Annotated in this window: 9 protein-coding genes; 4 read left to right on the top strand and 5 right to left on the bottom strand. The window is 38.2% G+C overall.

Going from position 1 to position 13,001, the window contains the following annotated elements; translation table 11 throughout:
- The 4 genes from ACO1O5_RS04225 to ACO1O5_RS04210 all read right to left on the bottom strand — a co-directional run.
- A partial coding sequence (locus ACO1O5_RS04225; RefSeq protein WP_486268591.1) for a hypothetical protein occupies nucleotides 1-476 on the bottom strand: 476 nt, incomplete at its 3' end.
- A gap of 102 nt (nucleotides 477-578) precedes the next feature.
- Nucleotides 579-2,087, bottom strand: coding sequence for a tetratricopeptide repeat protein (locus ACO1O5_RS04220; RefSeq protein WP_486268590.1), 1,509 nt, complete (start codon nucleotides 2,085-2,087; stop codon nucleotides 579-581).
- A gap of 504 nt (nucleotides 2,088-2,591) precedes the next feature.
- The gene (locus tag ACO1O5_RS04215) at nucleotides 2,592-3,947 is read right to left on the bottom strand and encodes a vanadium-dependent haloperoxidase (RefSeq protein WP_486268589.1); all 1,356 of its coding nucleotides are present in this window, start codon (nucleotides 3,945-3,947) and stop codon (nucleotides 2,592-2,594) included.
- An 873-nt stretch (nucleotides 3,948-4,820) separates the two neighbouring features.
- On the bottom strand, nucleotides 4,821-5,138 hold the full coding sequence (locus tag ACO1O5_RS04210; protein WP_486268588.1) for a hypothetical protein: 318 nt from the start codon (nucleotides 5,136-5,138) through the stop codon (nucleotides 4,821-4,823).
- 412 nt (nucleotides 5,139-5,550) lie between these two features.
- Here ACO1O5_RS04210 and ACO1O5_RS04205 point away from each other — a divergent pair, with 412 nt between their 5' ends.
- The 3 genes from ACO1O5_RS04205 to ACO1O5_RS04195 all read left to right on the top strand — a co-directional run bounded on the left by ACO1O5_RS04205 (nucleotide 5,551) and on the right by ACO1O5_RS04195 (nucleotide 9,698).
- Complete coding sequence (locus ACO1O5_RS04205; RefSeq protein WP_486268587.1) at nucleotides 5,551-7,692, top strand: tetratricopeptide repeat-containing sensor histidine kinase; 2,142 nt, start codon at nucleotides 5,551-5,553, stop codon at nucleotides 7,690-7,692.
- A 12-nt stretch (nucleotides 7,693-7,704) separates the two neighbouring features.
- The gene (locus ACO1O5_RS04200; protein WP_486268586.1) at nucleotides 7,705-8,448 is read left to right on the top strand and encodes a LytR/AlgR family response regulator transcription factor; all 744 of its coding nucleotides are present in this window, start codon (nucleotides 7,705-7,707) and stop codon (nucleotides 8,446-8,448) included.
- Between the two features lie 167 nt (nucleotides 8,449-8,615).
- Nucleotides 8,616-9,698 carry a hypothetical protein gene (locus ACO1O5_RS04195; protein WP_486268585.1) on the top strand — a complete coding sequence of 361 codons (1,083 nt, stop codon included), beginning with the start codon at nucleotides 8,616-8,618 and terminating at the stop codon, nucleotides 9,696-9,698.
- Nucleotides 9,699-9,862: 164 nt separating this feature from the next.
- Here the strand turns inward: ACO1O5_RS04195 and xylA are convergent, their stop codons facing one another.
- Nucleotides 9,863-11,191 (bottom strand): xylose isomerase, encoded by a 1,329-nt coding sequence (xylA, locus tag ACO1O5_RS04190; RefSeq protein WP_486268584.1) that lies wholly within the window; start codon nucleotides 11,189-11,191, stop codon nucleotides 9,863-9,865.
- A 474-nt stretch (nucleotides 11,192-11,665) separates the two neighbouring features.
- On the opposite strand from xylA, the gene ACO1O5_RS04185 reads away from it, so the two are divergent.
- Nucleotides 11,666-12,709 (top strand): LacI family DNA-binding transcriptional regulator, encoded by a 1,044-nt coding sequence (locus ACO1O5_RS04185; RefSeq protein WP_486268583.1) that lies wholly within the window; start codon nucleotides 11,666-11,668, stop codon nucleotides 12,707-12,709.
- The last annotated feature ends 292 nt before the right edge of the window (nucleotides 12,710-13,001 follow it).

The raw sequence follows: 13,001 nt of genomic DNA, 5'->3' as shown, positions 1-13,001 counted from the left end.
TCACCCAGGGCTTTTTTGTTACCAGTAATTTGTGAAAGCTGAATTATTTTGTTACATGCATCCGTTGCACTATCGAAATAACCCTGGCAGAAATAAGCTAATGCCAGGGTCATATACGTTTCCACCAATTCTTTTTTATTGATTTCGTTTTTATCTAATTGTATTGTTTGAAGGCAAATTTTTTCCTGTAACGGAAAATCGCGAAGCCCCAGACCTGCAATGCGTGCCTTATTATTCATGGACATGATCAGTCCCGATTGGTAATTAAGTCGAAACGACTCCTTAATTGCTTCGCTTGCATATAAGGTAGCCGAATCTAATTGCAAATAGGTGTAGGCTAAACTTAACTCATTTAAACAATCAATCCGGGCGCTATCTTGTAGAACAGCCAGTTTTGTCTTAAGGCCCTCAATTTGTGTTCTCTGCGCATACCCAACACAGTTATATAATAAAAACACCGATAAAATATAGGGCACTTTGCAGAAACAAATTTTCCTGGATTTTATAACCATCCTTAAGCGATGAAGATAGCCAGGCATATTGTTCTGAGCAGATTGCGGTTAACTAAATTTAAATGTTTATTGTGGGAGTCCAACTTTATTAACTAATTCAACATATCTTTTATCCGTTTTAAGAGAAGCCCACCGGGGATCTGCTTTAAGCCATACCAGCCAGTTAGATCGTTCGTTGTAGGCTTTATCTAACCATTCAAATGCTTTGTCCTTTTCACCCAGCCCCGTGTAGACTGTTGCCACGCCATATGAAGTCACAAACTTTTTTGATGATAATTCAGCAAGGGTATCCAGGATTTTTTGAGCGCCTATCTTGTCGCCACTTACACCATAGACATTGCCGAGAACTGAGAGACCTACACACCAATTCACCGAAATTTCCAAAGTTTTCTTATATTCAGCAATAGCTTCCGGGTACATTTTCTTCGCCTGATATGCCCGACCCATCCAGATATGAACAATTGGAAGCCTTGGATTCATTTGTAACGCTGCTTGTAATTTCTTTAAGGCAAGGTCATAATCACCGCTATATAAAATACTGAAGCCCATATCGGAGGCAATTGGAGCAGAAAGGGGATCAAGTTCTTTTGCTTTTTCAAGTATCACTTTTGCTTCATCGTATCTTTCCATGGCAGTAAGGTAATAGCCATACCAGTCATAAGCGAGTTCATAGTTTGGGTTCAAAGCTATGGCAGTGCGGTATTCCTGCTCCGCCGCTGCCCAATCCCAACCGTAATAAAATTTATAAAATCCAAGAGACGCGTGTGACTCAGCCAGCGTCGAATCCAGTGCTTCAGCTTTTGTAGCCGCTTCAAACGCCTTCGGAAATGATTCTCCCGGTGCCAGGAAACTGCCATATCCTAATGCGTTATAACAATCAGCCAGCCCTGCGTAAGCCGGTGCAAATAACGAATCACTCCTGATAGCCTGGTTAAAGAAGTCTATTGCCCTTTTAAGATCAGGTGGCGTTCGTAGGTTCCAAAATGAACGGCCTTTCAAATACAATTTATAAGCCTCAGCACTCGTTGGCCTTTTGGTTTCAGCCCCATTTTCGTTCTGTAATAATGTAATTTCTAATTTTCCCGCAATGGCGTTGATGATCTTGTCCTGTAGTGCGAAAATATTATCCATATTTTCATCGTATTTCCCTGACCATAAAATGAGACTATCACGCACATTAACCAGGTTTGCTGCAATTATAACCCTGTCCCCTTCTATCCGGACACTTCCCTCCAAAATGTTACGTACACCTAATTTTTTTCCTACTTCTTTTATATCAACATTCTTGTTTTTAAATTGGAAAGAAGAACTTCTGGCAGACACTTTCAAACCTTTCAAATGAGCTAAAGAATTATGGATTCCATCAGTTAATCCGTCACTAAAGTAGTCCTCGCTGGAGTCCGCACCTGTGTTTACAAATGGAAGTACCGCGATAGATTGATCAGTATTGGCGGCCTCTTTCTTTTCTTTTATAACAGCTTTTGATTTTGAGAAAATGAAGTAACCTATAGCTGATATTGCAATGAGAAAGGCAATAACAAATCCAGGCTTTACGAATAACTTATCTCTTATCATATTATAATATTTTTTAAAAAGCTGGTATCATAGTGACCTTTCCTATACTGTATGTCGCTTTAAATATACAAACTTCTTTATCTATTATTACCTGCGTAGCTCTTTATTTTGCCTCATATTAGTTGTGTACAAATGTAGCCGATTCATGTAAAGCCCCGGACGAAGCAGAATTTTGAACAAACATCTAAAAATGTTACTTGACGATGTAAATATTTGCTATTGCGTTTGTGATTAGACGTTATATAAGCATAAGTATGGCAGAAAGGGAAGACTGGTTCCGCATATAAACAGTCGTGATAAAATTGAATAAATTGTTAGATAACAAAAGGCGAAGACCTGCATGATTGAAAAGGCAGCATACGATGTAAAAATTCTATGATGTAAAAAAACTATTCCTGGAAAGGAATAGTCTTAAGCTTTAACACTCTACAAGATTAGAGAAAAGTTTAGTTAATTGGCTTTTTTAAAATGATGTTTGCTTGCTTCAATAATCTCTACAACTTCTTAATTCTTTTGAAATCGGAGTGCACTCACATGCATTCCTACAACATTTCCCCATTGCAGGCCAACAAAATTTGAACTGCGAACATGTATTCCTCCATAGATGCGGGAAAGCCCTACTTCATTAGCATAGTCGGAAAATTTAGTATAAGTCCTGGGCGTAAATCCAAGGTCGTTAATACTATTGTCAGTAAATGTCGTGTTGTCGCCAAAAATATCAGCGAGCACCCGGGCAACTGCACCAGTTTGTACAGAATGTGCAGAAGTGTAATCTGGAAATGGAGGCGTTGGAATTAAAGGAACCCAGGTTGAATTCAAAATTGCCCTGATGTAATTTATAGGCCTCAGTTGATTGTAAACATACTTCGTTTTATAACAAGATACCATTGCATCTGAGGTAGCCAAACCCACTTTACAATAAGCTTCCGCTGCAACAGATAAGCTCGACTGTTTGCTGGCAAGTACTGAACTTAAAATGGAAAGTGACACACAAGGTGGAGATAAGGCGGCCCAATATCTCGCAATAGCAATATGATTGGGATCCTGGTTAATAGATTCATTGTAAACTTCCAACTCTTCCCGGTATAATTGCGACGATGGATCTGTTGAATATGCCGGAGGTGGCGGTGGCTGCGTGCTGATAGCATTGTCTTTGATAAAAGTTCTGTTGTTGCCCCAGTAAGGAAGTTGAGCAGCTTGCCCGGGTTGAGGTACCCACAATCCTGGACCTGCAGGTAGCACATATGATGCGGGATAAGGGTTGAGATATGCCTGATCGCCGCCGTCGGAAACCGACCAAGTGTAGATAGCATTTGAAATTGCCCGGCCGAAATTGAAAGAACGATCATAAACGGCTTTAGGAATTGCGGACATAAATTTTGTGGAGAACACATTTTCTAACGAGTCAATTGTAAAATTTTGCGAAGTTGATGTATTGCCAAACAGGTGATGTATCATGTGAGCCAAGGCAGCATTTGCACATTCCGGGTAAAAATATTCTTCTCCGCAATCAATTTTTGGTAAGGTTGGCAAACCATTTAGTTGCGTTTGAATAGATTGGTATTTTGGCAGGCCCGGTACCACCGACTCATATAATGCGATACCCATATAACCAAATGTTCTGGCAATAATAGGTCCTACATTTTGGTTAGCCGTAGTACGGGATAATTTGATAGCAAGAGCATACCAGGCAGCAGGAACATTGGCACCAAGCTTTATAGTCTCAGCATTCTGTAAGTCTGCGTTATTTTCTCCGTTTGCAAATTGATTGCAATGCGGCCCCGAATTATCATTTTTTTTGCAACCCATATTAAACAGTGTGATTGCACTAAAAAGTAGTAAAGCAATTTTCTTTTTCATTTTATTGAAATTTTGAAATGATTAATAATCCGAAACTATCTTATTATAAATCGTATAGGAAACACAAATGATCAACTTGCAGAAATCAAGGATAGGTTGTTAAAATGAAAGAACAGTTCGACAAAATAGAAAGGATATTTAATTCACTCTGATGTCCGGTCTGCCTGTAACCAGTATGCAGCTATCCGTTACAGTTATATCGCCTCAGTCGAGGAAACTTTTGGCGTTTACAGGACGAGGAGCCGTTTCGACACTTCATCAAAGGTTCAATCATGTTCAGCTTCTTTACACTTACCTCATACTGTTTACACAGCATCTTTACCCGAACGTTCAGCACCACAACTTTTGATTGCAGCACCTTCAAGGGGTTTGTACACTCTGTCTGCACATCTTATGCGGTAGACGTCCTACCATCATTTATTCAGCATTCAAAGAACTATCCTGATATTTGATTCGTGATACACCCAGCACCGGAATAAAATTTTAGGACAAGACACACGGCCTAGGATGGAAACGCTTCTGCTTAAATTATCAGAAGAGTGAAAAGGTTTTTTCTCTCCATTTTCCGTTGTGCGGTTCCACTTCGCCCATTTCGCCGGCACTATACATTATGGCCTTAAAAGATGTTTCGGCTTCTGCCTTTCTAAGATAAATAAAGTAAATAAGTGGTTGACCGTGTGATTCAATTTCCGTAACATGGTAGATATTAAAATCGTAATAAGTACTCTTTACAGAGTTTCTTACATCGAATGGTAAATACTTTTCGGTATAGATGCGTATAGTATTAACCCAGTTTCCTTTGCTGTCGTAAGAAACTTTAAATCTTATGCTATCTTTTTCAAAGAAAGCTATATATCCGTTAGTTATTTTGCTCTAATTTTCGTTCGGTGTGTGATCAAATCTTCTGATAAAATCCCTGATAGCCATCGAGTTGATATCATTAATATAGCCTGAGTTCACGGCAGGAAATAAGGAACGAACCTCTTCAGAAGATGACGGTGACATTTTCAACCAATCTTTAATCCTCTTTTGTGAATTAATCCTCGTTTGTGAAAAACCCGGGTAGGTGATCGCCAATACCAGCACAATTGACGAAAAAATCAAAATCGGCAGAAATAGCCTTTTTACATTTTTATGCTTTGTGTAAATATGATTTACAGGCCTCTTGGCTGTTTTTATTTCTTTTTCCATTTCCTTTGGTTTATTAGTGAATAAATAAATGAAGCATAACTCTAAATTATTTCAACCTGTGTCTGATAGAAAGCAAAAATGAGCAGCATGGAGAAATGAAGGATAATTTGTTGAAACGAAAGAATAGTTCGAAAAAAAGAGAAGCGATATTTATTCAGACTTATAATCAGGCGAAATTTGATTTTATTTATGCAAAAATTTTACTTTCTGCTAACTGCTCAGTGTGATCAACCAATGGTACTTCCTGAAGTTCATCTGAACATTACCAATATATTTCCTGTGAAATAAAATTTAGTTTCAATAAAAGATGTGAATCAAAATTGCATTTATAATGTAACTTTAAAAGGGTTTTTTAAAAGCGGCTTTTCAGGAAATTATTTTTAACTCATTCCAAACCGTTCATAAAAACTATATGCTGCAGGGTAAAAAATTGATAACCTTTCTTACTGTTGCATTACTTGCTTCTGTTACTCTGGCACAACATCCTGACTTCAAAAGGATAGACAGTTTAAGGAAAATTTTACCAACAAAGTATGGTATAGAAAGGATAGATTGCATCAATGCAATTGGTATAGAATACTGGTGGCCGTCCATGACTGCCGCCGACACCATTTCCACTTGGGCCAATCTTGGCTATAAAGAGGCTGACGCCATAAACTATATCCCGGGAAAAGCGACGTCAATAATGCTTCTCGGAGTGGCAGAAATTTTTAGAAAACATTTTAATAATGGTGAAAATTATCTGCGGCAGGCTCTTGGCTTGTTTGAAGCGCTTCGAAGTAATTTTGGGATTGGGTGGTGCAATGTCTGGCTGGGTCAGGCATTATATAGCCAGAATAAATTTGATGAAGCCCTAGAATGCCAAAAAATATCCATTTTCTTTTTCGAAAAATCAGATGACCGCGAAGGAGAAGGAAAGGCATGGTCGTGGGCGGGAATGACTTATGCAATTTTGGGAGATTTTGACAGCAGCTTTTATTATACTAGCAAAAGCCTGATGATTCGGCAGGAAATGAGTGATCATAATTGTGTAGTATTATCATTTATCAATATCGGCCAATTATATAAAGTTGCAGGTGCCTATAAAGATGCGCTGGATTACTATCACCAGGCATTTTTCTATGCAAATGCCCACAATGTAAAAAGTCCTACTATTAGCGCCACTTATCATGACCTGGTTGGCACCATATACCGTTTAAAAAATTTTCCCGATTCTTCCTATTATTTTTTGCAGACCTCCATAAATGATGATTCAGCAAATGAAATGACACATGTTAGCCTTGGTGAAACGCTGTTGATGAAGAGTCAATACGATTCAGCGCTAACAATCTTTCTAAAACCTGTTGCCGGTTTCAGGAAGGGAAATGACCGATGGGATTTGATGAGGGTACTTATGGATGCAGCTAAAGCATATTTGCAAAAACAGAATGATAAAACTGCGCTTTCATACGCACTGGAATCATATTCAATTGCAAAACAGTCCGGAGCAAAGCAATTCGTACTAGAAGGATCCATGCTACTTGCTAAACTCTACAACCAGCTTCATAGAAATGACAGCGCCTATTGGTACCTTCAGAAATTTACCTCATTGAAAGATTCTATTGTTAACAGTCAATTTCGCTGGAAGCTCTCTAATTATAAAGAACAGGCAGATTATAAAAGCAAGAATGATCAGCTTACACTCCTGGATAAAGACAATAAGATTTTGGACAAAGACAATAAGATTAAAGAAGAGAAGTTGAAGCAAGAGGCTTTGCTAAAATGGATTCTTTTAGCGTGCCTGTTGATTGCTGTATTGTCAGGTTTTATGATTTACAAAAATTTTGCGCTTAAAAGAAAGAATGAGAAACTGGAAAGTAAAAATAAACAGGCAGAACTTCAGCAACACGTTATGGAACTGGAAATGCAGGCGTTAAGGGCGCAAATGAGTCCTCATTTTATTTTTAATTGTCTGAGCTCTATTAATCGTTTCATTCTTAAAAACGAAACGGAAGCGGCTTCTAATTACCTTACCAAATTTTCACGTTTAATTCGCACCGTATTAACCAACTCCAAAAAACCTTTCATTAGTCTCGAGGATGAACTCGAAATGCTTTGCCTTTACCTGGATATGGAGAAACTACGCTTTAAGGACTCATTTGATTATAGAATTACGTTTATCAACTCCATCGACGACAGCAATGTTTTCATTCCCCCTCTCCTTTTGCAGCCATTCGCTGAAAATGCAATCTGGCATGGATTGATGCATAAAGAGGGCCAGGGACATCTTGAAATTGAACTCAGTGTTCATGAAAACGTACTAACTTGTTCCATTGCTGACAACGGTATCGGCAGAAGCAAAGCTGCGGAATTTAAAAGCAAATCTGCGGAAAAACAAAAATCCCTCGGTTTGCAAATTACAAATGAAAGGCTCGCACTCCTTAATAAAGATTCAGGAATTCAAACGGATTTCAGCATCGAGGACATTTTTGACGACAACGGACGGTCGGGCGGCACTAGGGTGATTATAAAAATGCACTATAGAGAATTAAAGGAAGTTGGCTCTTATACCTGACAAATAAAATTAATGATAACAGCTACCATAGTTGATGATGAGCCCTTTAGTTGTGAAGCTTTGGCAACATTGCTTGAAAAATATTGTACGGAGGTAACGGTTATGGATATATGTTATTCAGGAGCCAGCGCTCTCCGGTCGATTAAGGAAAAAAAACCCGATATTCTCTTCCTTGATATTGAAATGCCGCATATGAATGGATTTGAATTGCTGGAAAAATTGTCCGAAGTAAATTTCAAGTTAATTTTTACAACCAGTTACGACCAGTACGCCTTAAAGGCAATTCACTTTAGTGCATTGGAATACTTATTAAAGCCAATTGATAAGGATGAATTACAGAAGTCTGTACAAAAAGCAGTAAGTACCAGCAATCCGTTACCTCAGCAAATAGAAATTTTGTTACAAAAATTACAACAGCCGGCTATTAGCATCAATAAAATAGCCATTCCAACTATGGAAGGCTTACAAATGATTTTTGTTGAAAACATAATCAGTTGCCGTGCAGATAGCAACTATACAATTTTGTTTTTAAAAAATAAACAGAAAATAATTGCTTCGCGTACATTAAAAGATATTGAAGAAATGTTGGAAGATTATTCTTTTGCAAGAGTTCATCATTCCTTTATTGTTAATCTCAATGAAGTGGAAAAATATGTAAGAGGCGAAGGCGGCTATTTGCTAATGAGCGATGGAACAACCGTGGATGTTTCCCGAAGCCGCAAAGAAATGCTCTTAAAAAAACTCCAGGGAGAATGAGAAATTAAAAACCTCTTAATAGAGATTTCCGCAAGGTACACATCCAAAACCGCAAACTAAAAGCTACAACTACTAATTGCTAAATAATGCCAGCCAATGCAAGTATTAAAAATTATCTTTAATTGGGATTTTCTAGAACTTCATTTTAAACTAATAAAATTGCTGCAATGAAAAATCTGATCATCTTCTTATGCCTTTGCATATTTTCCGTAAGTGTTTACCCACAAGGCTGCATCATCGTTCGCAATGTTTCAGGGCTGGGACAATATAACGTAACCAGCAAATCATTTTCAACGTCCGACTGGCAACTCAGCATCAATAACCGATACTTTAGGGCCTATCGCGATTATAAAGGAAAAACGGATCTTAAAACCCCTCCACCCAATCAGAATGTTATTAATTCTTTTTCAATGGACTTTGGTGTTACCAGGTTTTTGCCAAATGGGTGGTCCCTTGACTTAGGTTTCCCCATTTCAGCAAACAGCCGTGCGACGAATTCGGAACATGGCGGCACAAATACCGCCAGGCATACAACAAGTGCCTTTGGGATGGGCGATCTGCAGTTTACTGCATTGAAATGGCTGTTGAAACCTTCTGATAAACAAAGAGGCAATATTCAGGTCGGATTAGGAATTAAGTTCCCAACAGGAGATTTTAAAAAACAAGGATATTTTTACAGAAACGATACGACAAGAATATTATCAACGCTTAACCCCGCGATACAACTAGGTGACGGGGGAACAGGAATTATTGCAGAATTAAATACTTACTATTTTCTCGATTCAAAAAAAAGGATCAGCCTTTACGGCAACTTTTTTTATCTCGTAAATCCCACCGATATAAATGGCACCCAATATACCCAGGGCAGACCTGAGACACCCGCAAACATTTTACTCGGTGCTTATGATGTTAGCGTGATTGATGTATTCTCCATACGGGCAGGAATAACCTATGACGTAAAAAACTGGGCATTTTCAGCAGGCATTAGGGATGAGGGTGCTCCGGTCTATGATTTAATTGGAAAAAGTGATGGGATACGCCGTTCCGGCTATACGCTTTCAGCAGAACCTGGTATCATCTATAAATTTAAAAAGGTATCTATTTATAGTTATCTTCCTTTCCTGCTTTCGCACGAGGTAAAACAAAGTGCTCTTGACAAAATAATAACAAAGCAAACAGGGATCTATACCAGTGGTGCCGGTGGTTCGGGTGATTACCAGGTTTTTATTGGGGCTCAGTTTCAACTATAATTTTTTTTATTAATTCAGTCAAAAATTTCGAAAGATTATATTAATTAGGAAATTGATGTTAACTAACGATCAGGGTTAATTGCAGTTGGGCATGTGTTTAATGCAAAACACCCTTTGGTAAGATTTTACCAGAGGGTGTCTGTGTTTAATGCCAAAAATATTTATTAAATATACCGGTTAACAATATTTTCGAGATATTCCTGTCTGCCGCTTATTTGTTCGGGTTCGCCTGTTTCAATAGCGTATGCCCGAAGATCTTCCATTGATAATTTACCATCTTCAAATTCTTTTCCTTTACCGCTATCGAAAGAAGAATACCGATCCTTGCGAAACTTTTTAAAGTCTGATTTTTCAAGAATTGCATCCGCGGTGATCAATGCCCTTGCGAATGTATCCATTCCGCCAACATGGGCATAAAACAAATCAGCCTTATCAGTTGATGAACGACGAATCTTTGCATCGAAGTTGATGCCGCCGCCTTTTAAACCACCAGCTTCCAGGAAAACCAGCATTGCTTCTGTTAATTCATTAATATTATTAGGGAACTGATCTGTATCCCATCCATTCTGATAATCGCCACGGTTAGCATCTAACGATCCAAGCATACCCGCATCTGCAGCTACCTGCAATTCATGCTGAAATGTATGTCCGGCAAGAGTGGCATGGTTCACCTCAATATTAATTTTAAAATCATTCAATAAATCATACTGACGCAAAAAACCAATTACGGTTTCGCAATCGTAATCATATTGATGTTTCGTTGGTTCCATTGGTTTCGGTTCAATAAGGAAAGTACCTTTGAAACCATTTCTCCTGGCATAATCTTTAGCGGTATGCAGAAAGCGGGCAAAGTGTTCTTTCTCCCTTTTCATATTGGTATTCAAAAGAGTCATGTATCCTTCCCTGCCTCCCCAAAAAACATAACCTTCACCACCCAACTCAATCGTAGCATCGATGGCCGCTTTCACCTGTGCAGCCGCATGAGAAAGTACACGAAAATCCGGGTTAGTTGAGGCACCATTCATATAGCGGGGATTGGAAAAAACATTTGCTGTTCCCCATAATAACCTTACGCCACTTGCTTTTTGCTTCTGCTTTGCATATTCAACCATTGTTTGTAGCCTTTTATCATTGTCTGCGACATCGGTACTATAATCTATCACATCAACGTCGTGAAAACAATAAAAAGGCAAATTCATTTTAGTAATGAATTCAAACGCAGCGTCCATTTTATCTTTTGCTCTTTCGATGGGATCGCTTTTTTTGTTCCATTCAAAAACGTGGGTTCCCGGGCCAAATGGATCACTCCCTTCGTTTACGAATGAATGCCAATAAGCGCAGGCAAAACGCAAATGCTCTTTTAATGTTTTCCCTGCCACGACTTTATTCTCGTCATACCAACGAAACGCCAATGGGTTATCACTTTCCGGGCCTTCATACTTAACCTGGCCCAATCCTTTAAAGTATTCCTTTTCTCCTAAGATTATTTCCATAATTGATTATTGATTAAATTTATGATTGTTATAAAAAAATTGAAACCCACTGCAATATTGCGCTTACTAAATTAAGAAAGATCGGTAAAGTTCATGATCTTTCTTTAAAAACCCTTCAGTTTAATAACTTGCATCTTGTATCAACAAATGTCGCTGTCATATCAAGAATGTTATTAACCTCCCATAAGCCCTACTATAAAATAATTCACCAGATTTAGGTTTGCCTGATCTATCGTTAAGTCTTTCGTTTTTTGTTCGCGAATACATAATTATTCCTGACGCATTCCTTTTATGCACTTCTTCAGACAGCAAAAAACCTTGCCAAAATATTTCCGGATTACACTTTAACGTGGCAATCGTAAACAATAGTTGAATTAAATAAAATCTAAAGTACCAATTTATTTCTGAATAGTAATCGGTTGCATGTTTTTTTTTAAAAGGATATCTTATTTTTATACTAAATCAAAAAGAGAAGTGAAAGAAAAAAAAGAGGTAACCATCTACGATATAGCCGATAAACTTGGGGTATCGACCGCTACTGTAAGTCGTGCACTCCAAAATAATCCGTCCACCAGCCTGTCAACGCGTAAGAAAATTAACGCACTGGCAGAATCAATGGGTTATCGCCCTAATCTTTTCGCCAGCAGCCTGCGATCTCAAAAAACCCATACCATTGGGGTTATCCTTCATGAATTAAACAGTTCTTTCATTACTTCGGTATTAGCAGGCATTGAGAAAATTGCCAGTGAAGCAAAATATAATCTCATAATTGTTCACTCCGCCGAAAGTGTGTCGCTGGAAAAAGTGAATGCCCTCAATCTGTTTAATAAGCGTGTTGATGGAATTATTGCTTCGTTATCTTTTGATACTGAAAACCTGTCGCATTTTGAACAATTTCAAAATAAGAACATACCAGTTGTTTTTTTTGACCGCGTTTTTGAGAAGGGGGATGATGCGAAAGTTATTATCAACAACTTCCAGGCAGGGTATGATGCCACGGCACACCTCATAGAGCAAGGTTGCAAACGGATCGCCATTATAACTTCCAGTTTAAGACGAAATGTGTATTCAGAACGAACACGCGGTTATAAACAAGCTCTTTTAGATCATCATCTGAAATTCGACGAGAAACTTATTATTGTAGACGGCCTGAAAGAAGAAGACGCCATTAGATCTGCAAAACATATTTTGTCCATGAAAACATTGCCCGATGGCATTTTTATAACAAACGATTTTTGTGCGGCGGTGGTGATGCAGGTTTTGAAAGATGCCGGCGTTCAAATTCCACGCGATATTGCCATTGTTGGTTTTAACAACGACAATATTGGTAAAGTGGTTAGTCCGAAACTTAGCACGATAAATTATCCGGGCTTTGAAATGGGGAAGGTGGCAGCGCACAACCTCATCAACCATCTGAAAGGTGTATGGGATTTGAGTCTTTCGAGTACTGTTGTAATAAAATCTGAATTGATTGTAAGAGAATCCTCTTTAAAAAATGCAGGCACCGCTAAAAAGTAATAGGTAAGTTGGGATGATATCGTTTGCCGTGGAAGATTAAAAAAAAGAAGGATGTAGAAACACCCTTCCACTACTTGATATAGTTCGAGAAAAAATAATTAACCAGAGATATCGTAAAATAACTTGTTGCTAATTCCTTTAACTTCCAGTGATATAAATGAGTCGTCTCAACTGCAAATGCCATAGAAAGTACTATTTGATAATACAGTCATTACCTTCCTGATGTCAACTTTCCTCAAACTTCCTTACAATTAGTGTAGATCTGACAATTATTATCGAAGGTAATTAGTTT

The sequence above is a fragment of the Ginsengibacter sp. genome, from assembly GCF_057362405.1.
Note: the sequence above shows the minus strand (reverse complement) of the source record. Positions and strands in the feature narration are given on the sequence as shown.

What these genes read in the sequence shown, in the direction of transcription:
- ACO1O5_RS04215 (WP_486268589.1), bottom strand. Translation starts at nt 3,947, where the DNA reads ATGAAAAAGAAAATTGCTTTACTACTTTTTAGTGCAATCACACTGTTT.
- ACO1O5_RS04210 (WP_486268588.1), bottom strand. Translation starts at nt 5,138, where the DNA reads ATGGAAAAAGAAATAAAAACAGCCAAGAGGCCTGTAAATCATATTTAC.
- ACO1O5_RS04205 (WP_486268587.1), top strand. Translation starts at nt 5,551, where the DNA reads ATGCTGCAGGGTAAAAAATTGATAACCTTTCTTACTGTTGCATTACTT.
- ACO1O5_RS04200 (WP_486268586.1), top strand. Translation starts at nt 7,705, where the DNA reads ATGATAACAGCTACCATAGTTGATGATGAGCCCTTTAGTTGTGAAGCT.
- ACO1O5_RS04220 (WP_486268590.1), bottom strand. Translation starts at nt 2,087, where the DNA reads ATGATAAGAGATAAGTTATTCGTAAAGCCTGGATTTGTTATTGCCTTT.
- xylA (WP_486268584.1), bottom strand. Translation starts at nt 11,191, where the DNA reads ATGGAAATAATCTTAGGAGAAAAGGAATACTTTAAAGGATTGGGCCAG.
- ACO1O5_RS04195 (WP_486268585.1), top strand. Translation starts at nt 8,616, where the DNA reads ATGAAAAATCTGATCATCTTCTTATGCCTTTGCATATTTTCCGTAAGT.